Genomic DNA, 22,690 nt, shown 5'->3' with positions numbered 1-22,690 from the left:
ATCCACAGCCCGGCAAATCAACAAAGATTTACTTGGTCATCTGGTAAAAATCGATCAGGCAGCTAGTGCTGGTAATACTCAACTGGCCTTAAGTAACTATAAAGCTGCTTTCGCTGACGTTGATAAATTCCTCCAACTAATCCCTGCTACCAGCAGCGAATCAGAAGCTAGTTAGAGTAGGGAATGGGGAATAGGGAATAGGGAATGGGGAATGGGGAATGGGGAATGGGGAATGGGAAAACGAGACAAGGTAGACAAGGTAGATTTTATCTCAATGCCCAATGCCCAATGCCCGATGCCCAATGCCCAATGCCCTATTCCCTAACTTTATCGTCAGCAAAAGTTATGAATGTAGTGATTATTGGTTGTGGCGTGGTTGGTGCGGCGATCGCTTATGAACTTAGCCAAGTCTCAGGACTCAACGTTACCGTATTTGACAAACAACCCCCCGCACAGGCTTCTACTGGTGCGGCTTTGGGTGTTTTGGTGGGGGTAATTAGTCATAAGGTTAAAGGTAAGGCTTGGCGATTGCGACAAGCTAGTATTCAACGTTATGAAACTCTGATTCCTGAGTTGGAAGCATTAACAGGACGTACCATCCCTTTTAACCGTCAAGGTATTCTCAGTTTGTGTTTAGAGGCGGAAAATTTAGCAGGTTGGGAAAGTTTAGTCAAAATTCGTCACTCCCAAGGTTGGCAATTGGAAATCTGGGACAAGGCGAAACTTAAAAGTATCTGTCCTCAAGTAGAACATCCCCAAGTGATTGGTGCTGTCTATTCTCCTCAAGACCGCCAACTCGACCCTACAGCCTTGACGTTGGCTTTGGTGGAAGCAGCCCAACAAAAAGGCGTAAATTTTCAGTTTGGTGTGAGTGTTTTAGGTATCGACACACCAGAAAATGGCAAATGTAACTCTATAGAAACAACAGTCGGCAAATTTCCCGCCGATTGGGTGATTATCTCGGCTGGGTTGGGTTCTACTGCCTTAACAGCCCAGTTAAATCAAAAAATAGATATTCGTCCGGTGCTGGGACAAGCCCTGCAAGTATCTCTAGGACATTTGTTAGGTAATCCTGACTTTCAACCAGCCATCAACGGTAATGATGTGCATATCGTCCCCATTGGTGGTGGAGATTATTGGATAGGCGCGACGGTGGAATTTCCCACAGATAGCGATGAGATTCCCGCCAATCAAGAATTATTAGAGTCAGTTAGACAACAAGCGATCGCCTTTTGTCCAGAATTAGCTACCGCCAAAATCGTCCGCACTTGGTCAGGTTTGCGTCCACGCCCCGAAGGTCGCCCCGCCCCAGTCATCGGCGAGCTACCAGGATTAAACAATGTCCTACTAGCAACTGGACATTACCGCAACGGCGTTTTACTCGCTCCCGCCACCGCCAGTATGATTAGGGAAAAAGTCAATAGTCAATAGTTATTAGTGACTAATAATTCTTCTCCCTTGTCTCTCCTGTCTCCCTTGTCTCCCCTACACCCTTAAACCCTTAAACCCTTACACCCCCACCTTCTGCTCCCTCTCGCCTGCGGAAACGAGATAGCCGTCTTCCATGTAAACGATTCTGTCGGCTATGTCTAAAATGCGGTTGTCGTGGGTGACTAACAAAATGGTGCAGTGTTGCTCTTTGGCTAGTTTTTGCATGAGTTCCACGACATCGCGGCCGGATTGTTTATCTAGGGCGGCTGTGGGTTCGTCGGCTAGGACAATTTTGGGCTGGTTAACTAAAGCACGGGCGATCGCTACCCGTTGCTTTTGTCCTCCTGATAGGCTATCTGGGTAATAATTTAGTCGATGTCCTAATCCTACTGCTTCTAACATCTGCTGCGATCGCGTCAGCATTTCTTGAGGTGACATTTTTCCTTGCACTTCTAAGCCCATACGGACGTTTTGAATGGCTGTCAAACTACCATGCAGGTTATGTGCTTGGAAAATGTAACCGTTATTGCGTCGCGCTTGGGTTAATTTGCCGCTACTAGCATTACATAGTTCTTGCCCTAAGACTCGCAAACTACCAGACTGAGCAGAACGTAAACCACCGACTAAAGTCAGCAGAGTAGTTTTCCCAGAACCCGAAGGCCCTGTCATAATCACAATTTCCCCTGCATTAATCTTCAGGTTGATATTAAATAAAACCTGTTTGCGGAGTTGACCACCACCAAAGTAATGATCCAGGTTCTCAATAGTAATTACAGGTTCAAAGTTATTAGTCATTAGTTATTAGTTATTAGTCAATAGTCAATAGTCATTAGTCATTAGTCATTAGTCATTAGTGATTTTATGATCACTGTTACTTATTTCCTCATTTAAAACATATCTGCTGGGTCAGCAGATTGCAATTTTTGAGTGGCTACTGCACCAGAAATTGCACACATGATAATTGTTAATGACAAAACTACTATGGCTCTCACAGCAGTCATATATATTGGTAGGTTTGTAGCATTAGCTGCTAAACTATACAGTCCTAACGGCACAATAAAACCAGGAATAAAACCTAATACTGCTAATATGATTGCCTCTTCAAAAATTACTCCTAATAAATAAGAATTACGGTATCCCATTGCTTTAAATGTGGCATATTCTTTCATGTGGGCATTAACATCTGTGGAAAGGACTTGATACACAATAATCACACCCACAATGAAACCCATTGATACACCTAAACCAAAAATAAACCCAATGGGGCTTTCTGTTTTCCAGTAATCTTCCTCCATTTTGATATATTCTGCACGAGTCAATACTTTGATATCTTCACTCTTTAAGTAATCTTTTAAATTCGCAGCTACCTGTTGAGGATCATATCCTGGTTTAACATTAATTAAGCCTAAACTAATACTCCCTGATTGTCTTCTGGGAAATAATCGTAGAAAGTTTTCGTCACTCGAAATTAAAGTGCCATCTGCACCAAAAGATGCACCTAATTTAAATAATCCTCCAATGGTAATGGTGCGCTTATCTACTTCTGTGGTGACAATTTGACCTGCATCTACTTGTTGAAAAACTTTTTCGTATTCTCCTCTAGCTCCTCTGTCAAAGAGAAAGGTATCTGGTAATTTTATTTTATTTAGCTGACTGTTGATTTCTGGTACATTTAAAGCTGGTTGTTCAGGATTAAATCCAATTGCTTGTACTGTAGTTTTACGCCGAGTTTGGGGATTTTTCCAAGTAAGTGAACCAATATATAGACCCTCTGCTGACTTGACACCAGGTATATCCGCCGCTTGCAAAAGTCGCCGCCGTGAGAAGGTAGCCAAGTTTTGCATATTACGACTTTGGGGGCTAATTAATATGATGTCAGCAAGAAAGGTACGATTGAGGCGGGTGTTGCTGTCATACAAGGCATTTTGAAAGCCAAGCTGCATAAAAATCAGCACATCAGCAAAGGCGATACCAGCTAAAGCCACAAGTAAGCGGTTTTTATTATGGCTAAGTTGTAACCATCCCAGGGGTGTACGGCTTTGTAGTTGTTGGAACATAATTTTGGGGATTGGGGATTGGGGATTGGGGATTGGGGATTTGGAATTGGGGATTGGGGATTGGGCATTGGGCATTGTATTTTTCTTCCCCTGCTTCCCCTGCCCTCTTGCCCTCTTGTCTCTGAGTCATAAATCAATTACTGCTTTAACTTGCAAGTTGGTAAACTTGGCGGCTTTCTCGCTGGAAGGTTCGTCTAGTTGCACATGAACTTCTACGACTCTGGAATCAATATTTTCACTGGGGTCGGTGTTAATGATGTTTTGTCGTTGTACTTTCCAGCCAATCCAATCTACTTTTCCTTGTAATTGTCCTTTGAGTGAATCACTTGATATCTGCACTTTTTGTCCTGGTTGGACTTTATTGACATCGCTTTGGTAAACTTCCACCACTGCATACATTTGGTTGGTTTGTCCAATTTCTACGATGCCGTCGTTTGATACTACTTCACCAGCATGAGTGTGAATGTCAAATATAACACCGTCTTGGGGCGATTTGACGTAGGCTTGGGTGAGATTGGCTTGGGCTTCTTTAGCAGAAGCTACCGCTCGATTTAATTCGGCTTGGGCGGCGGCTACATCTACGGGGCGGACTTCGGCTATTTGGTCTAAAGTCGCTGTGGCTGCACTGACTTGCTGGTTATTAGTGGCGTTGATTCGGGCTAGGGCGGTTCTGGCTTCGCTGATTTGCTTGCGTCCGGTAGCATCAATTTTTTGCAGGTTGGCTTGAGCTTCATCCAACTGCTGAGTAACGGTATCTACATTTAATTTTTTGCTATCAAAGGCAGATTGGGAAATTGCCCCTTCCGTATAAAGTTGCTGGTAGCGTTGAAATTCTATTTGAGCGTTTTTTAATTCTGCTTCTAATCTTTTAATTGTGGCTTGTTGGGCTGTGGTTTCACCTTGCCACTGGGCTTCTAATCTAGCAACTGTTTGCTGTTGTTCTCCTTCATTTCCTACTTTTTGCGCCTCTAAGCGAGCAATTTCTGCTCTTTGCGCTTGTATTTCACCAGATTTCGCCCCTGCTTTGACTTTGGCTAGGTTAACTTGGGCGACTTTCACGGCGGCTTGGGCTTCTTGATACGCAGCTTGTAGGCGATCGCGATCGTCTAAAATCGCTATTACCTGTCCATTTTTTACTCTATCCCCTTCTTGGACTAGGAGGGTGTCTACTCGACTTCCTTGACTAGATGAGGGCGCAGAAACTTTAATGACTGTTCCTTTCGGCTCTAATCTGCCCAAGGCTGTCACAGTAGTTACCTGTGGTAGTGCAGCTTGAGTAATTTCGCTAGCACTAGATGCTTGTCCCTGACTTTGCCAAAACCTGTAACCATTGAGTCCAGCGATCGCAAAACCCGTAGCTGCTGCCAGTATGATAAATGGGCGATAGCTAGGCTTGAAAAATGCGGAACTTTTAGCTGCTATATCACGCACCATAAGCCCTCTTTTTTCTTTCGTATGCTAAGTAAACTATTTAGTTTATTTTTTCTATAACTAAACTAAACCGTACATTACAATAATGTCAATATTAATCTGAAAAAATAAATTAAGTCGTCAGTTGTTCCGCCCAAAATCCTTGATTTCCCAAGCCATGAGAAAAAAGAAGATTCAAGTAGAAGATAAAATGGATGCCATCCTGATGGGTGCGATACAGGAGTTTTTGACACACGGCTATGCTGCTACGTCAATGGATAGGGTGACAGCGGCCGCAGGTGTTTCTAAAACCACGGTGTATAGCTACTTTCAAGATAAAGAGGGACTGTTTAGCGTCTTAATTAAACGCTTGGCACAAGAAAAATGTCTTGCCGCACTAGATGCCGAATTCTTACAAGGAGAACCACCAATAGTTCTTCGTCGCCTCGCGAACCATATTTTGGATAAAGTTGATCAAGAACAAGATTTATTAAGCTTAGTGCGGCTAATTATCGGTGAGTCAGAGAGGTTTCCTGAACTAGCCAGAATCTTCGTCAGCAACGTCGATAAGCCTGGCATCGATTTGGTGAGTCAGTATTTTGCGAAGCATCCAGAATTACAGTTACCTGACCCACAAGTAGCAGCACGTATTTTTGTTGGGACTTTAATCCATTTCACTATTATTCAAACTATGCTGCATGGTCGGGACATTTTACCAATGGAGCGCGATCGCCTGGTAGATCAATTGGTCAACCTGATGACTATTAATCTTGTCCATCCCGCACCAAGCCAACAGTCTGCTGACACTCAGCAGAAATCACCCAAACGCAAACGCCACGCCACCGGCAAGTTTCAGATGCAGTATGCCAATGAACCCAAACAACTCAGGTCTATTAGACTGACGGATACAGCTTGGGAAAAGTTAGCAGAATTAGCGGATAAACATAATATCAGCCGTTCTGAAGCCATTGAAATCTTTGCTCGTCAAGGTTTTGTAGATAGTGAGAATATCTAATGTATATACATGGATGAGAGAAGATTTGACAGATATAACTTCCCTTGGAAATATTGTATATACATGGTTGATGCTGACTATTTTGATAGGTGGAACCAAAAAATAGCCCGCCAACTGCGATCGCGGTTAGCGGGTGAATTGTGAAGGTTAATTATGTCTAAACTGCGAGAGTAGCGATCGCTTTCTCTACAGCTTGCAAAGCCTCATTAACTTCTGCTTCAGTCACAATCAAAGGTGGAACGAAGCGTACAACTTTTGGCCCGGCTGGAACCAGCAACAAGCCTTGATTAATAGCGGCTTTGACAACTTCTGGTGCAGTTAGTTGGGTGTCAGCTGACAATTCCATCCCGTTAATTAAACCCCAACCACGGACTTCAGTGATCAGATGGGGATATTTAGCGGCGATCGCTTTTAATCCGGCGCGTAACTGTTCGCCTCTAGCTTCTACATTCTGCAAGATATTTTCTTTTTCCAAGGTTTGGCAAACACTCAACGCCACCCCACACACAAAGGGATTTCCGCCAAAGGTGCTGGCGTGTTCTCCTGGCTGAAACACATCGCAGAATTTCTTACTCATCATCGCACCGATGGGGATACCGCCGCCCAAACCTTTGGCACTGGTAAAGATATCTGGTTCAACCCCCAGGTGTTCATAACCCCAGAGTTTACCACTGCGTCCCATACCCACTTGTACTTCGTCGAAAATCAACAAAATACCGATTTCATCGCACAGTCGCCGCAGTTTTTGGAAGTATTCTACATCTCCAGGACGCACACCACCTTCACCTTGCAATGGTTCGATGAGAATAGCGGCGACACGATAATCCCCTTCGTCTAATTCAGTTACAGCACTTTCAACAGCACTAATATCGTTATAGGGGACGTAGTGAAACCCAGGGACTAGAGGATCAAAGTATTTTTGATACTTTGGTTGTGCAGTAGCGGTAATGGTTGCCAAAGTCCGTCCGTGGAAACTGGCGTTAGCTGTGAGGATAATAGGCTTGTCAATGTCTAATACTGTATGGGCATATTTGCGCGCCAACTTGATTGCAGCTTCGTTGGCTTCCGCGCCAGAGTTACAGAAGAAAACGCGATCGGCGCAAGAATGTTGAATAATCCATTTAGCTAATTCCCCTTGTTCGGGAATGTAGTACAAATTAGAAACATGATGCAGCTTTTGAATTTGCCGTGTCACCGCTTCTACCATTGCTGGGTGCGCGTGTCCTAGAGTGCAAGTAGCAATTCCAGCGACAAAATCCAGATATTCTTTACCTTGAGTATCCCAAACTCGACACCCCGCACCCCGTTCTAGGGTAATGGGAAACCGAGCATAAGTAGACATAACAGCTGAGTCAAAGCTGTCTGTACTAAAGGGATGAGATGCTAAAACGCCTGACTCTGGGGGGTTTGTGCCTTGCTCAAGTAGAGTTTGTAGGCTCACTACCGCTCCTCCTAAAAGTTTTAGATAGTATACTTACTTACTAGTTTCCTAGAAATTCTACAAAATTGCTTGGGATTTACGATATCTCATACTTTCACTTGGGTCTAACATTATATATCCTCGAAGGGTAGGCAGTGGTGAAATATAACTTTGTATTCAACTCTTGAGCAGAAGTACCAACGGATTCAGAGAGAATTAATGAGCGGGGCGATCGCGCTCGGTGGTGTGTGTTTAGTTGGCACTTTTTGGTACAAATTCGTAGAGGGTTGGTCATGGGAAGATGCCGTTTACATGACGGTTATTACCCTAGCTACAGTAGGATTTGGGGAAACGCGTCCTTTGGGTAGCCGGGGAAGGTTGTTTACCATTGCCTTGATTTTGTTGGGTGTCATCAACATCAGTTACATTGTCAACCGCTTTACAGAAGCAGTCATTCAAGGTTACTTTCAACAGGGAATTCGACTCCAACAACAGAGGCGGTTAATGGAATCTCTCTCAGGACATTACATCATCTGTGGATTTAGTCGCACCGGTCGCCAAATCGCCAAGGAATTTCGCGCTGAAGGTGTGCAGTTTGTGGTGATTGATTCCGAACCAGAATCTGTAGAAAGGGCGCAAAATGAAGGTTACATAGCCTTTCAAGGGGATGCTACTCTGGATGATTCATTACTGAAAGTGGGAATTGAACGAGCTATTTGTATTGTGGCGGCTCTCCCTTCTGATGCGGAAAATTTATACACTGTATTATCTGCAAAAACATTGAATCCAGGAATTAGGGCGATCGCCCGCGCCAGCACAGAAGAAGCGTTGCAAAAGTTACAACGTGGTGGTGCAGATGCCGTTATTTCTCCCTATATTACAGGTGGAAAGCGTATGGCGGCTGCTGCCCTCAGACCACAAGTTTTAGACTTTGTAGATGGGATTCTCACAGGTGCAGACCGCCAATTGTATATGGAAGAATTTTTACTTGACCCAGCCTTTTGTACTTTTGTGGGTCAAAGCTTGCAAAAAGCCAAACTGCGATCGCAAACTGGCGCGCTAGTTTTAGCCATTCGTCGTCTTAATGGTACTCTCATCGGCGGCCCTACCGGCGACACCATTTTAATGCCAGGAGATACCTTAATTTGTATGGGTACAGCTGAACAACTACGCAACCTCAACCAAGTCCTTGTCCCCATCAATTCCCAAAATTTGCGTAAACCTAAAAATAGCTGATACCAATTCACAATTCGCAATGGACTAACGTCCCGCTTCGCTAACGCAATTCGCAATGGACTAACATCCCGCTACGCTAACGCAATTGATAAATCCTGACTTGATAAGAAGGGTTTCTGGGTTTGGATCTGTATCAGAATTTTAGTAAATTGGTATGACCCTCTGAATTTTAGATTTTAGATTTTAGATTTTGGATTTTTTTTGGGTTACAAACTCCACCCAAACAGAGAAATTCAGTTTGATTCCCATGCCCAATGCCCAATCCCCAATGCCCAATCCCCAATCCCTTCAATCAACCGCCTGACACATCATCATAATATGCGTGAAATACTTATTAGTTTTATAGTGAACAAGTTTTAATCCAGCTTGTTCTATTTCTTGTAAAAGTTCAGGTATTTCATGTTTATGATGTCGCCAAATAGTAACCTCGTCAGCCGCACATAAATTCACATTTTTATCTATTCCTTGAGACTGAAAATTTATCGTGTAATTTTGCCGAAATTTCATATTAGCAACTACACTATCTGTTGCTGAATCATACTTTCTGATTAGTTCACAATCCTCATATTTAATCCCTATACTGTTTTTAATCCACTCATATATTTTGCCTGCATGGTAATCACAGCCGCCTCTAGCTTTACCATCCCATGTTGAGTTAGCACCGATTTCATTAGTAAACACCAATAAATCATGTTTACTCATACTGTCTTTGAAATGATTGAAAACTTTGATTCTATTTTGATGATTGCCAATTGTCACCCCTAAATGTAGAAAGATATTGGCAATATTTTCTGTTTTATCCTCAGTTTGATTCTGTAACAAGCCTTGAGGAATACAACAATTTTCAATATCTATAGCTTGGCTGGCAAAATCAATTTTCGGAAACCACTTTTGGAAATTAATTCTCGATACCTTTAATAATTCCTCACTCACATCTAGAGCTATATACTTATTAACTCTATTTAATTTATGCAGTTGTGAGATAAATTTCTTAACTGGATAGGAATTGCCTGCGCCGACATCAATAACATTGATTTTGTCACATTCATGAAAATAATGATTGATGTAGGCAAAATTTTGCTTTAATAGTTCAATCTCTACACTTGATGAGCGATACCAACGAGGAATAATATATTTTAGATAGAAATCATCCCAAATTTTCGCTCCTCTACCTTTATAAGAATATTTTAAGGGTATTTCTCGCCTCACCTCTAAGGCGTGAATAATCTCTAAAACTTCTGCCTCAGAAAACAGAGAGTAAAACTCAGAACTTGGCTTAGTTTTGTAACTACTAACACTTGACTTATCTGAGAAAACTGGCGAATTTTGATGAGGACTTTGAGCCATTATTCTGGGTTGATACTGAAAATCACGTAATCATCAGTATACAGATTTACGGCGATAGTATCTCAAGTTATTTTTTGGCGGCGTAAAAATATACTAAAAAGCCAATCTATCCACTTATTGACTGTTGACTAATATCTCTTGTTCAATTTCCTCCCACCCGTGCATCAATGCTACACTTTTGATTGCCAATTCCAAAATGACAGGTGGTGCAGTAGAAATAAAAATACTGGGATAAACTGCTGTTCCCCAAGTGGGATGAACCAATACACAGCATTTATTTTTTAAGACTGTGTAGTTCAGTAAAGCCTTGACAACAGCTGTATCATTATGTGGGATTTCCCCAGGACGAGAAAATAGGGGATAACCGGTGCGAGGGTCTACAAGGTCGGCTAAATAACCGCGATCCTTCAGATTAAAGGCTAAATCGCAGCCAAATCTCATAAACTTTGCTCGTAAAAGCTGTTTTTCTTGTTCGATTTCTCGGCTACTCTTCACTAAAGGATAGCGCGATCGCTGTAAGACAATCACCACCCAAAATTGCGGTTGATGTTGCCAATCAGGGAAGATGCGATCGCGGTTGGCACTAATATATTCACTAGGAGGATGAATAGAAATTTGCACAGCTTGTCCCATTTTGCCAACCAAATTAATGGGACTGCTGGGTGTAACAGCGTAAACTTGAGGATAGTTCACAACATTGATTAGATTTTTGCAAATTTTTAATTGATTCTTTAGGATCGATGATAACTCTTAATAATTCCAAAAAATCAACATCAGATCAGGAAAATTTTTTTCCTGTCTAATCATTACCAATCAATGGTGAAACTTTAATCTAGTTTTTATTGTTTATTAACCTAATGTGATGCAGTAAACAACTTCTTTTGCATGAGTGAATTTTTGCTTTTGCTGGTGCTTACTAATTTAGTTTTAAAGCATTAACTGGGACTTCATCCCAAGAATCAACTGTCCGCAATCGTGCTACCCAACCGCTTGCTTTTTGCAGATCAGTCAAATTCCCTTCAAAAGACTCATGGCAATCTTTAGCTTGAGACTCATCACAACAAGCAATGCAGGCGTGAATCATTCCAGAGGGGTCGATTTGCTCATTCACCCAGATGGTCATAAACTTGGCTCCACAAATGATTTACAGTTTTAATATACTAATTACGGCTACAAAACCAAATTTTTTCCGTTAAAATTTATCTTTCCGTTCGTAACGACGACGGTAAAGTAATTCTAATTGACCACCATATTCTTGAATCCAGGCGATTTGACGCTGATAGAGTCCCCGAAAGCTATTGGCAAAAAAGAGCGTAAATATCGCCACGATTAAGCCGGAAGCGGTAGAAACCAAAGCCTCACTAATACCAGCTGTCACACCTGCGGTTTTCGTCCCGCCTACATCGCCAATATCTAGGGAAGCAAAGGAAGTAATTAACCCTAAAACAGTACCCAAAAGACCTAGAAGTGGTGCTAAACCGATGATTGTATCAAAAATATTTTGAAAGCGTTTGAGTATGGGGATTTCGGCTTGTGCTTCACTTTCTAAAGCTAGGCGAAATTCCTCTGGTGTGGGTTCTTCCAATTCTAAAGCCGCCAAAAAAATCCGCGCGATGGGTAAGTCTGCATTTTTTTGCAGATGATCTAAAGCACCGACGACATTATCTAGACGGTACAGTTTCAGAACTTCCTGCACTACACGATTTTGTTTACCAGTAATTTCTACCCAAAAGCGAATGCGTTCGATAATTAAGGCTACTGCTAACACTGAAAATAATAGCAGCGGCCACATAACTATGCCACCAGCCTTAAATAGATTCTGAAAAGCTGTCATGGAATTTTACTCACTTAAGTCATGCACACCCAGGTTAGCAGATTCTCGATTATCTATTGATATGGGAATCCGCTTTGATTCAGTGAAATTGTTTGCATAGGGAGGGAACAGGGAACGGGGAACAGGGAACAGGGAAGACGAAATAAAAGTGTACCTAGCTTCGCAGAAATTAAATACGAGTCTGATAGTACAGAGTCAGGGTGTCTGACTTTTCAGGGAATAGGATAAATACCTCTAGTTCTGTCAAGATATTTTTATGACCAATTATTCCTTGATGGTACAAGCCCCAGATTTATCCGTGGGTATTAATTGCGAATTGCGAATTGCGAATTGCGAATTGTACTGACACTTAAAATATAAATTATTCTTATGTTCAATGATGGTTGCTTGACGATTAAAGAACTCACGGAAGCTGTGGGGGGTGGAATTAGTCCCCGAATGGTGCGACATTACCATGAGTTAGGTTTACTGCCACAGCCACAGCGATCGCCTAGCAACTATCGTCTTTATACTGAACAAGATGTGATGCGCCTGAAAAGGATTGTGGCTTTGAAACAGCAGGGGTTTCAACTCAATCATATTCGCCACATTTTAGAGTTAGAACCAGAAGCCGAGACTAATCATAATTTAATCGCTCAGTTACAGCAACAATATCGGGCTGTGATCCAACAAATTGTGCAACTGCGTCAAACTGCTGCCGCTTTAGAGGGATTATTAGGACGCGATCGCCATTGTCAGATTATGCAAGCAGAAGTTCTGGCACAACTCAAGTTACTAGATGTAGAAACCCAAGCCGGATTAGGGGATTTAACTAAACTCTGGAGTGGTTTAGATGCGGAAGTTCACACCCATTCTGAGGTATTTGCTGAATCTTTGCAAAATTTGCTGCCCGATTTATCACACCGTTCTGAAATTGACAAACACTTAATTTCTCAGTTGGTTTTAGCCTGTGGCGATGTCAGTTTAGTATCTTTCGTGAAGGTGAGTAAAGACGCGATCGCCGCTAGTCGAAATAACTTAGCAGCTGGTTGTGAAATTGTAGTTGATCTCCCCACAATTGCGGCGGCTTTAGACCAAACAAGATTAGCTCATTTAGGTTGTCGAGTCACAACTTTAATTGATAACCCCCATGTTAACACTGCCCTAGAAGCTGAACTAGAATTTTGGCACCATCAAGAATGGCGAGAAAGATTAGAAAAAGTTAGTCCGGGGTGCATATTTGTGATTGGTTACGCGCCTTCAGTCTTACTAGCTGTCTGTAACGCCATTGCACAGCAAAAAATTCAACCTTCGCTAATTATTGGAATGCCTATTGGCTTTAGTCATGCACCCGCCGCCAAGCGTCAACTGATGCAGCAAGAGTTACCCTTTATCACCATTGAAGGGACGATTGGTGGCGGCTTACTCGCAGCGACTACGTTAAATTCCTTAGTAGAGTCATTGATTGCTAAACCAGATTGTCATTGTTATCTTGGTCATTTGTGATATTAATTTGGCTGCTGATTTTCTAGCTTGAACAAGGGGTGTAGGGGTTTAAGGGAAAGACTTTTTCATGTTTTCTTGTGTACACAGTTCATGATGGCTACTAGCTAAAATTTTGATGCTGATTAATAAAAATTGTTATGATTTCTTTCACTAATTCTAGAGTGTGCTAATTAATTTAACTGTCTATGTAAGCAAAAGCTTTGATATAATACTGGTCAAAATCTGTATACTTAGTAATTATTTATACTCAAAAGTAATATAAAAAACTGGGGAAACAATTGACACCAGATGTATAATAAGCGCGTCTCCTCCTGCATCAAAAGTTTATTCATGAGCGAATTTTGAATTGGTATTAGACTGGTCGGCTTTCTGTTTCCTGTACCTTGATGAGCGGCATATGTGGCAACAAGAAAAAAAAGATAGTGGGATAGTCCGTTTAGCATTATTGCTAGCCTTAACCACCTCTCCCGTAGCAACAAACCTGTTGGTGTCGGCCTCTGTGCTGGCGCAATCTGGAACTGAAACACCGTCATTTCCAGTGCCACAAACAGTGGCCAGTGGAACGACATTGCGAATAGGTGATTCTAGTGGTTTTGCAGCCTTTAATCAAAATTTGCAACAGAGTTTTCAGCAACAGTTTGCTGGTACAAAGGTAGAAGTATCAGCCAATGGGACGGAAGCAGCACTCAAAGCCTTGTTAGATGGACAAATCGACATAGCAGCAATCGGTCGAGGCCTCACTCCACAAGAAAAAGCTCAAGGTTTGGAACAAGTCAGACTACACCGAGAAAAAATTGCCATTATCGTAGGAGCAGACAACCCCTTTCAAGGCAGCTTGACAGATAGACAATTTGCGAGAATCTTTCGGGGGAGAATTACCAACTGGGGTCAAATAGGAGGTACAAGGGGTAAGATTCGGGTGATTGATCGCCCAGATACAAGCGGTACTAGAGAAGCCCTAAGTAATTATCCCGTGTTTCGCGCGACCAAGTTTGCCACAGGTGCGACTGCTACCCAAGCAGCACAAGATGACACTGTAGAGATTGTCAAACAATTGGGTAAGGATGGTATCAGCTACGCCAGAGCCAATCAAGTCGCCAAACTACCTGGTGTGCGGATTCTGAAGTTACATGACACATTACCAGAAGATCAGAAATATCCTTTTTCTCAGCCCTTTGTTTACGTTTACAAAAAAGATCCTAGTCCTGCGGTTGCGGCTTTTCTGGGATTTGCTCTAGCACCCCAGGGACAGCAGGCTATAGAAGCAGCGAGAACAACAGAAGCGGAAGCGATCGCCAAAGGTGAATCATCGTCATTGCTAGCGGCTGCTAGTCCCGCTAGCACCCCTGCAATTACCCCATCTGCTACCACAGAAGCGACAACCACCGCCAGTGTTTCTCCTACGGCTGAAGCTACACCGCCTACAGTTACCACATCAGAGCCTACAAATTCTCCTTTTTTACAAAGTAATAACACTTCCGCAGTCACTAATTTGACTCAGCCCTCAGTAGTAGCACCGCCAGAAAATCCCCAAACCGATGGTAGAAACTTACTGTGGTGGCTGCTCTTACCTATAGGTGCAATTGGTGCTTCCCTATTATGGTTTACAAGGCGTTCTTCACCAGAGGTGGAAGTAGAATCTGACACTAATTCTTCCCCACCAGATGTTGTTTCCCCAACGGGAAATAGCACCACCAAAACAACAGTCCAACAATCTCCCCTACCCCTCCCACCAGAATTAGAGCAGTCCCCTTGGGATATGGAAGCCCCGGCTACCATTGTCAACACTTCCTATCCGCAAATTGTAGATACTGCCAAAAATGAAGATGTTACTCCTGAAAGTTCACAAGAGGTGCTAAGTGAGCTAAATCCAGAAGAGGAAGCCCCCACTACACCAGAGACAGAAAGCAATCTCTGGGGGATGACGGAAGAGCCTGAAACTACCGAAGAGGCGGATTTATCGGCACCAGTGACTGTGACGGATGATACTCCCAATTTAGAACTTGCAGATGATGTCAGTGCGGCATTATCCGAACCTGAACCCGATCATGTAGAGTCTATATTTGACCAGTCGGTAGCTACCAGCGATGATTTAGAGGATGAAACATCATTGACAGATGCACTGGCTGATTTACCAGACGTTGCTCCTGATGATTTCGCTACGGCAGATGAGCAGATAGAATGGGGTGACGACTCCCAACAAGATACAAGCAATATTGATATAGAGTCACTATTTGACGAACCAGAGGCGACAACTGAGTTAGTTTCACCCACACCAGATGAGGAAGATTTAGCTAATGTTCTTCCCCAATTTGCAGAGATTCCAGAAGATGCACTCAATCTAGTTGCAGATGAGGCTGAACCAGCAGCAGTAGAAACTCTGGAGGAAAGTCATCCTAGCAATGATTTAGCAGCTTTAGTTGGTGGTGCAGCCGTGGTGGGTGCAGGAATTGGGGCTTTGGCTAGTATTGATGGGACGCAGGAAACTGCCTCAGCAGCAACACTGGAGTCAACACCAGCAGTAGATACAACCCCTGATGAACTTCCCAATCATGATGAAGATAGCAGTATTGTTTTAAAACCCCGTAGTCCAGAGTGGGCGTATGTTTCCTGGTATATTTCTCAAAGCGATCGCCAGCAAATCCCACAAGAGGCAATATCTGAATTAGCATTGCGACTCTACGACGTGACAGAAATTGACTTGAGTTATCAAGAACCTGTTTTAGTCCAACAGTATAAATGTGAACCAGCAACCAGTGATCACTATGTTTACATTCCCACAAGCGATCGCAATTACGCCGCCGAAATTGGTTATGTCACCACAAACAATACTTGGGTGAAAATCGCTCGTTCTGAGTTGGTACGTGTCTTCAGTCGTCCACATACAGCCAATCTAGTGGGAGATGTCACCATCATCGATGAAAACAGTCAAATTTCCCTCACGCCACGCACTCCTAAATGGGCTTATGTCTCTTGGCAAATTTCCGAGATATCCCAAACAAAACTACGGGAGGCTGGCATCTCGCAATTAGCACTGAGACTGTATGATGTCACTAGCATTGACCTGAGTTATCAAACTCCCCAACTAGTACAACAATACGAATGTGAAGAAGTAATTCGCGATCGCTATATTGCCATTCCTCACAGCGATCGTGATTACATGGTAGAAATTGGCTACTTCTCACAAGGAGAACGTTGGGTAATTATTGCTCGTTCCGCTAATGTTCATGTCTTTAGTCGTCCGCATGGAGACTTTTGGTTTGTCGCCGATGCAGAGTTAATTATTCACGGAGCAACAGAACCAGGTGCAAGCGTCAATATTGCTGGTAAACCTGTCACACTCAAATCAGATGGTACATTTCATTTACGCGTACCCTTCTCTGATGAATTAATTGAGTATCTGATCACCGTATCATCTGCCAACGGTAAACAAACTACTAATTTACACAAAAAGTTCTCTCAGGAAACTGTAGATAACTAGTAGTCGGCACACAAATTATGTATAGATTATAGATACCCGATTGTTGGAAAAAGTCGGGTATCTGAATATCTTTTTTCCCTTTTGAGTATTTTAACGTGAGTTCGATGAATTGAAACAACCCCTCTCCATAGAGCGAAGCTCTTCTCGTAGAGTACCTCTCCCCTGCAAGGAGAAAGGCTTAGAAACCTTCATTTTTCGTAGATTTTCAAGATATCTTAGCCCCTTTCCGCGTCGGAGAGGGGTTTGGGGAGAGGTCGTCGAATTCACGTTATTTTAAGATGGAATCGGTGTAATACCATTTCACGAAAAACCTGATACAGATGTAAACCCTGAAAGTTTTGCTGCATCTAAGTTTTTTAATTTCGTTAGCGAAGCGGGACGTTAGTCCATTGCGAATTGCGAATTGTGAATTGGTATAAAGCCACTAACACTGATTCTTTTACCAACAAAGCCAATTAACGTACAGTATTTGCCAGAGTGATTATTCAAAGAGTTGAAATTTAGCCATTGATGTTGACGATCTAATGATATTTCCAGTTGATTGGGGTAGCCAAACTGGTTGTCATAAGTAGCTTTAAAACCTAATTGACCATCGCAAATACATCCATTCGGCCCGCATTTATTGCCATCTGCTACGGATGAAATTTCTTGAAATAATTCACTCACAGTTACAGGTGGTAAACTAGCACAGGTATTTTTACCTACAGCAATTACTTTCTCATTTTTAATTTCTACCTCTTGTTGACAATTAAAAGGAGCAGAATAATTAATCTGTAAGCGATAATGTGAAACTGCTTGTGTTTGCCAAGTTTTCTTAGCTTGTGCTAGTCGGTTTTGAAAGTAATGCTTCCAGAACAACTGGTGACTAAAAATAGCTACACCAGCAATACTAAATATTGACAATATCGTCATCAACTTCAGAGGTACAGGCTTCCCCTCTGTCTGGGGCGATCGCTGGTGAATTGTCATATATAATTGATTAGTTTAGTAGTTCATAATTTTAACTACATCAACTACACAGGGATTTTCGGATACTTCTAACTTTTTTTGGTCACTTCTAGATAAATATGCTCTAAACCAACGTTTTGACGAGAGATTGATTCTATTGCTATCCCTGAAAATTTCTCAATAATTTCACTGAGTTCTAATGTTTCCGGTAGCCAGAAAGCCAACTGATTACCATAGTATCTATAATGAAAACCATATCCTTGAGCGCGGGCGATCGCAACTTCTGGAGTCGGAGTTTGTATCAAAACAATCGCTTGGGCTGGAATTAAATTGCGTAATTCTGCTAAAGTCCCTTCCACTAAAATTCTGCCCTCTTTGAGAATACCTATTCTGTCACACAATCTTTCAGCTTCGTCTAATAAATGTGTGGTCATTAAAACCGTGACACCCTGATGTTTGAGGTTTTGAATTAATTCCCAAACTTCATATCTAGCCTCAATATCTAACCCTGTAGTTGGTTCATCGAGAATGACTAATTTAGGTTGATGTACTAAAGCCACAGCAATATTTAGGCGGCGTTGCATTCCGCCACTTAAAGTTTCTACAGGTTGTTTAGCTTTATCTAATAAATTGACAGATGTGAGTGCTGCTTTGACTTGTTGTTGGCGTGTGACTTTATTTAAACCGTAAATATCAGCGAAAAAATTTAAGTTTTCCTCACAGGATAATGTTTTGTATAGTAAATTTTCCTGTGGTGCAACTCCAATCATGCTTTTGGTGGTTTGTGATATGGATTGATGATTAATGGTAATTTCACCACTATCAGCCTGAAGTAAGTTACAAATAATATTAATTATTGTGGTTTTTCCTGCACCATTGGCACCTAATAAACCGTACACCTCTCCTGAATTAATTAATAAATTAACATCTTTTAAAATCTTACTTTTACCATATGATTTATTTAAATTATTAAGCTTGAGCATATTTTAATTTATCTGGCTATTTTTATAAACTTCTTTCTACAATTAACATTCGTCTATAACATAACCAACCTCCTATCACCATCGCAATGGTAAATATCAATAAAAATCTCAAGTTAATTGTAATTTCGTTGATTAATTTACCTTGAGAAGAAACAGCTACTAAAGCCTCATTCATGTGATAAATCGGATTAAATTGAGCAATATTGACTAGAGTTTTAGGAAATAAAGTAGCAGGTAAAAATGCCCCGCCTAGAATTAACAAAGGCACACCAAAAGCTGCTACCAAAGCGTTCACATCTTCAATACGTCGTGCTAATTGTGTACCCAAAATAAACCCTAATCCCACATAAGCAGCAATACTCATCAAAATAATTGCTATTCCTAATAACCAAGAACCTCTAAAAGTCGCACCCCAAAAAGCTGCGATTGTATAAATTAAAATAGTCTGTCCAATACCGATGCAACTATGAGCCAAAAAAATTCCTAAAAAATAGGACGTACCACTTAAAGGAGATAGAAATAAACGTTTAATAGTTTGTTGTTCTCTTTCTGCAACTATAGTGGCGACAGTTCCACCCAAACAGCTAAAAAATAACGCCGCACCTACTAAAGTAGAAGGTGCAGCATAGGAAAAAGCATCAGCTAAGGGTAATTCGGCTCTTTCTGCCAAAATATATCCACTGAGAGTTAACACTGAAATAGGAAATATACACCAAAAAATTAAACTGCGCCGACGACGAAATAATTCAATTAAAATGCGTCGAGTTACAGCTATAGTTTCACGCCAATATTTCATATGTTTTTTAGGATGACTGAAGAATACTAAGACCTATTTTTAAATAAGCTCTAAACCATGCGTTAATTCAGGCAGAACATTTAAAAAATGAGTGCAAGCTCTTCCTATAACTTTAGCAGCTAATGTTGGATCTTCTTCTTTCAGGAAAAACCATACTCCTCCCTTAAAACCTAGCCATCTATTAACTGAGATCGGATTTGATATCACTATTCTTTGCCGATAAAAGTCTTCTTTGTTGAATATATCCACACCATCAGGTAGATAACCTAATATATGTGAATATGATAATCCTGTAGAATCTATCGGGGAGCATCTCAGTTTTTGAAGTGGCTCAAACCGACAATAATCCATTGAGGTAAGCACAGCGATGGGCAAGAACTTGAGGCACATTTTCTCGTTTCCATTGCGCCCCAGAAATCTTTGTACGACGGTCAATCTGTTTAACGGCAGATTCAACTGACCCAGAACCAATTGAACAAATTTCTTCAGCTTGGTGATATTCGTAGTTAATGATACGATGGCGATGCTTATCGAGATAACGGCAGAAATTTTGCACTTGTTTACCCCGACAACCAGTAAATAAAGCTTTGGTTTCTTCTACTTGACCTTTCCACAATAAGGCTTGTGCTTGTTTCAACCGTTTTTGTGAACCCCCAATTTTGTGAAGGTTTTCTATCAAGTGAAACCAATCAAGTATTTCTCGGCGCTGTACATCAGGGGCTAGTTGGTCAACGATATTCCAAATACCATCATGTCCATCACCAACACAAGTAACAGTGCTAGCTAGTGGTTGATGATTAACCCAATCAATGACAACCTGATTATCTTGAAAGGACGTTCCCACCATTCCATTGTGATGTAAGCTAATCGCTTTATAGCCAAGCCAAGCGCATATTTCACCTTCAGTAGTACGAACACGAATGTTTCCACCATCGACGCTTAATTCTTCAACTGTGTTTTCTTGTATCGGCAATTCAAAGTTTTGACGATGCACCAATCTCTGTTGACTGCTACGGGAAACTTGTACGCCTGTAAAATACTCAATATCTGCTGCTGCATCTTCATAGCTGACATTGGCACTCACACGTAGGCAGCAAATTTCCAGATAAGGACTCAATTGACTACTGTTCGGGACTTCCAATTGCTGCGCCTGCTTGCTTGTTATTGGCAATTCTCCCAAAATACTTTTCAGTCGTCGTTGATATCCTGCGCTTGTGCCTGTAATCGTTTCGATAAAAAAAACCCTACTTCTGGCATGACGTGCTTCTGCATTTGACTTCGCACTGCCTCTTCAATTCCTGCAAGGTTTGTTAGCCTTTCTGGTGACGTATCTTCATACAATATTTTAGCGACCGCCTGAATATGTTCTTGAAGAGCTTGCTTTTGTTCTGGGGTCATCGGTAATTAAATACACTCGTCTTACTTATCCTGACTGATTTTCGCCTTCTTTGCAAAAAACTGGGATGCTCCCTAGCAAAAGTTTGTCTTCTAAAGTCAAATCAATATTACTAAACTCTCCTGAAATTTGATAGGAAATTTTAGTAAGAGCTACAAAAATTTTAACTTGCATCTCCTGCGGAAAAAAACTTAATACTTCCAATGTATGAGCTATATGGCTATCATTCATAGTATTGAGAAAAGGAAAATTATTACTGGCTTCTCGACCAGCATCTTGCACTGACCATTTATATAACCTGGAATAAAATTCTTGCTCTAGTCTTTCCTTTTCCATGATTTCACAATTGAAAAGATGACTATTGACTGGTGACTAACTAAAATTTCTGCCCAGTGGTGAATTCTAATCTGACTTCTCCTTGGTCGCTCACTCCTAAATCACCCCGCAAAACTCCAAAGGGTGAATTCAAACGAACTCCTAAACCATAGCCAAAGCCACTTCCAGGTTTATCTCTGACTACTCCAGGTTCTCCCAGGACGGTTTTACCAGAACCAAAGTCTGAAGCAAAATCAGTAAAAACAACTCCACCAATGTACTCCATAATCGGGAAACGGTATTCTACAGAAGCTAACCCATAACTGCGACCACTCGCCAAGTCTCCGTAACCGTAACCCCTGACAGAATTTGCACCCCCAAGATTAAACGCATTAGCTGGGGGAAAATCGCCGAGAATTGTACCCAGTTGGAAATTCACAGCTACCATTTCAGGGTTATCTGTTAACTTATTTTTACCCAGCCAGTTGACTGGTAAATACTGGATGTAGTTTCCCTGTAGCCGGTTGCTGGAGATACTCCCCAACCCAATGGGGATAGCTTGGGCGGTGCTGAGGGTGAGAATTGATCCTTGTGTGGGGTTATCGGGGCGATCGCGTCTATCTTGATTTACACTAAAAGACACGGTAAATAAATCATCAATCCCCGTACCACTCACAGAAAGGGGATTTCCCAATTTATCTTGTTGAACGACATCATAATCTTGGTTACGCAGACTAATTCTGGTGTAGTTTAAACCTAACTCTGTATTCCAATCATTGAAAGAACGCAACAACGCCACAGAACCGCCAAATCTCCCTTCGCGAATTCTGTCACCGTTAGCTAGTCTAATTTCATCATCAAAAACAGGGGATAAATCGCGATCGCGAAAAACCTTGATACTATAGCCAAAGCGTTCTGGTTGATCTGCGCGATAAGGACTGATAAACTGACTGGCAAACTGCACATCCTTATCACTAACTTGCACTGTAGTAGTTAATTGGTCGTTAACGCCGTTAATATTCCCATCTCGATAGCGCACTTGACCATAAAGTCCAATATCACTGTTACTTCCCGCCCCAAAACTCCAACTCGGAAAGTTGCGTTCTTTGATATCGTAAATGATGCTGACTTGAGAGTTCTTTTCTTGGGGAGTAGCCCTAACGAAGTCTACAGATTCCAATGTTCGCAATCTTTGCAAATCTGCGGCTAATACGTCTTCCTGAAATACTTCACCTGGCTGGAGTTGCAGTACACTGAGGATAAAATCTCTCTGTGTGCGTCCTGGAATTGGTTTTCCCCCTTCATCAACCACCCTACCCCGTTCATCCATAAACCGGATCTGAATATCTCGGACAATTCTCGACGTATATTCGATAGTTGTGGGTACTTCTACATAGCCTCCATATTTAGCATAACCATTGATTTCTCCGCCACTAGTTCCATAGGAAATATCTGCTGGGGAGTCAGCCAGCACTATCTTTTCCCACCCCAGAAATATTCCTAGCACCAAAACAACAACTGTTGGAACGCGCATAT

At 41.8% G+C, this 22,690-nt stretch carries 20 protein-coding genes and 1 pseudogene; 6 read left to right on the top strand and 15 right to left on the bottom strand.

The window, feature by feature from the left end; all coding sequences use genetic code 11:
* Positions 1-175, top strand: a pseudogene (locus CV014_RS22475) (photosystem II protein PsbQ); the annotation flags it as partial.
* Between the two features lie 170 nt (positions 176-345).
* On the top strand, positions 346-1,431 hold the full coding sequence (locus CV014_RS22470) for an NAD(P)/FAD-dependent oxidoreductase (protein WP_236144050.1): 1,086 nt from the start codon (positions 346-348) through the stop codon (positions 1,429-1,431).
* A gap of 78 nt (positions 1,432-1,509) precedes the next feature.
* Here CV014_RS22470 and CV014_RS22465 read toward each other — a convergent pair whose 3' ends face one another.
* The 3 genes from CV014_RS22465 to CV014_RS22455 form a co-directional block, all read right to left on the bottom strand.
* Positions 1,510-2,226, bottom strand: a complete 717-nt coding sequence (locus tag CV014_RS22465; protein WP_236144046.1) for a DevA family ABC transporter ATP-binding protein — start codon at positions 2,224-2,226, stop codon at positions 1,510-1,512.
* Positions 2,227-2,318: 92 nt separating this feature from the next.
* Positions 2,319-3,488 carry an ABC transporter permease DevC gene (gene devC, locus CV014_RS22460; protein ID WP_236144049.1) on the bottom strand — a complete coding sequence of 390 codons (1,170 nt, stop codon included), beginning with the start codon at positions 3,486-3,488 and terminating at the stop codon, positions 2,319-2,321.
* A gap of 126 nt (positions 3,489-3,614) precedes the next feature.
* Complete coding sequence (locus CV014_RS22455) at positions 3,615-4,922, bottom strand: ABC exporter membrane fusion protein (protein WP_236144045.1); 1,308 nt, start codon at positions 4,920-4,922, stop codon at positions 3,615-3,617.
* Between the two features lie 154 nt (positions 4,923-5,076).
* Between CV014_RS22455 and CV014_RS22450 the strand changes: the two genes are divergently transcribed.
* Positions 5,077-5,913 carry a TetR/AcrR family transcriptional regulator gene (locus CV014_RS22450; protein ID WP_236144044.1) on the top strand — a complete coding sequence of 279 codons (837 nt, stop codon included), beginning with the start codon at positions 5,077-5,079 and terminating at the stop codon, positions 5,911-5,913.
* 157 nt (positions 5,914-6,070) lie between these two features.
* Here the strand turns inward: CV014_RS22450 and CV014_RS22445 are convergent, their stop codons facing one another.
* Positions 6,071-7,354, bottom strand: a complete 1,284-nt coding sequence (locus CV014_RS22445; RefSeq protein ID WP_236144043.1) for an aspartate aminotransferase family protein — start codon at positions 7,352-7,354, stop codon at positions 6,071-6,073.
* A gap of 150 nt (positions 7,355-7,504) precedes the next feature.
* Between CV014_RS22445 and CV014_RS22440 the strand changes: the two genes are divergently transcribed.
* On the top strand, positions 7,505-8,569 hold the full coding sequence (locus CV014_RS22440; protein ID WP_329608425.1) for a potassium channel family protein: 1,065 nt from the start codon (positions 7,505-7,507) through the stop codon (positions 8,567-8,569).
* A 288-nt stretch (positions 8,570-8,857) separates the two neighbouring features.
* On the opposite strand, the gene CV014_RS22435 is transcribed toward CV014_RS22440, so the two are convergent.
* From CV014_RS22435 to CV014_RS22420, 4 genes are all read right to left on the bottom strand, one after another.
* Entirely contained in the window at positions 8,858-9,916 is a 1,059-nt protein-coding gene (locus tag CV014_RS22435; RefSeq protein WP_236144042.1) for an L-histidine N(alpha)-methyltransferase, read from the bottom strand.
* Positions 9,917-10,030: 114 nt separating this feature from the next.
* A complete protein-coding gene (locus CV014_RS22430) occupies positions 10,031-10,609 on the bottom strand; it encodes a methylmalonic aciduria and homocystinuria type D protein (protein WP_442946935.1) in 579 nt (192 codons plus the stop codon).
* Between the two features lie 223 nt (positions 10,610-10,832).
* Entirely contained in the window at positions 10,833-11,039 is a 207-nt protein-coding gene (locus CV014_RS22425; protein WP_103138360.1) for a glycogen debranching protein, read from the bottom strand.
* A gap of 69 nt (positions 11,040-11,108) precedes the next feature.
* Entirely contained in the window at positions 11,109-11,750 is a 642-nt protein-coding gene (locus CV014_RS22420; protein ID WP_236144041.1) for a MotA/TolQ/ExbB proton channel family protein, read from the bottom strand.
* A gap of 369 nt (positions 11,751-12,119) precedes the next feature.
* Here CV014_RS22420 and CV014_RS22415 point away from each other — a divergent pair, with 369 nt between their 5' ends.
* Both CV014_RS22415 and CV014_RS22410 read left to right on the top strand, forming a co-directional pair.
* Entirely contained in the window at positions 12,120-13,235 is a 1,116-nt protein-coding gene (locus CV014_RS22415; protein WP_236144040.1) for a precorrin-8X methylmutase, read from the top strand.
* Between the two features lie 397 nt (positions 13,236-13,632).
* Entirely contained in the window at positions 13,633-16,716 is a 3,084-nt protein-coding gene (locus CV014_RS22410; protein WP_236144039.1) for a DUF4912 domain-containing protein, read from the top strand.
* Positions 16,717-17,097: 381 nt separating this feature from the next.
* On the opposite strand, the gene CV014_RS22405 is transcribed toward CV014_RS22410, so the two are convergent.
* The 7 genes from CV014_RS22405 to CV014_RS22375 form a co-directional block, all read right to left on the bottom strand.
* Positions 17,098-17,685, bottom strand: a complete 588-nt coding sequence (locus CV014_RS22405; protein ID WP_236144038.1) for a DUF6174 domain-containing protein — start codon at positions 17,683-17,685, stop codon at positions 17,098-17,100.
* 68 nt (positions 17,686-17,753) lie between these two features.
* On the bottom strand, positions 17,754-18,647 hold the full coding sequence (locus tag CV014_RS22400; protein ID WP_236144037.1) for an ABC transporter ATP-binding protein: 894 nt from the start codon (positions 18,645-18,647) through the stop codon (positions 17,754-17,756).
* 22 nt (positions 18,648-18,669) lie between these two features.
* On the bottom strand, positions 18,670-19,443 hold the full coding sequence (locus CV014_RS22395) for an ABC transporter permease (protein WP_103138354.1): 774 nt from the start codon (positions 19,441-19,443) through the stop codon (positions 18,670-18,672).
* Between the two features lie 39 nt (positions 19,444-19,482).
* Positions 19,483-19,794 (bottom strand): hypothetical protein, encoded by a 312-nt coding sequence (locus tag CV014_RS22390; RefSeq protein WP_236144036.1) that lies wholly within the window; start codon positions 19,792-19,794, stop codon positions 19,483-19,485.
* Positions 19,775-20,841 (bottom strand): ISKra4 family transposase gene (locus CV014_RS22385; RefSeq protein ID WP_236144035.1). Its coding sequence is split into 2 segments (ribosomal slippage): positions 19,775-20,685 and positions 20,685-20,841, totalling 1,068 coding nucleotides; the frame shifts between segments, so codons are not numbered across the junction. The genes CV014_RS22390 and CV014_RS22385 overlap by 20 nt, the downstream gene beginning before the upstream one ends.
* Positions 20,842-20,866: 25 nt before the next feature.
* Positions 20,867-21,175, bottom strand: coding sequence for a hypothetical protein (locus CV014_RS22380; RefSeq protein WP_236144034.1), 309 nt, complete (start codon positions 21,173-21,175; stop codon positions 20,867-20,869).
* Between the two features lie 40 nt (positions 21,176-21,215).
* Positions 21,216-22,688, bottom strand: coding sequence for a BamA/TamA family outer membrane protein (locus tag CV014_RS22375; protein WP_236144033.1), 1,473 nt, complete (start codon positions 22,686-22,688; stop codon positions 21,216-21,218).
* Positions 22,689-22,690 lie beyond the last annotated feature (2 nt).

This window comes from Nostoc sp. CMAA1605, from assembly GCF_021596505.1.
GTDB lineage: Bacteria > Cyanobacteriota > Cyanobacteriia > Cyanobacteriales > Nostocaceae > Trichormus.
This window is presented reverse-complemented; position numbering and strand designations above follow the sequence as displayed.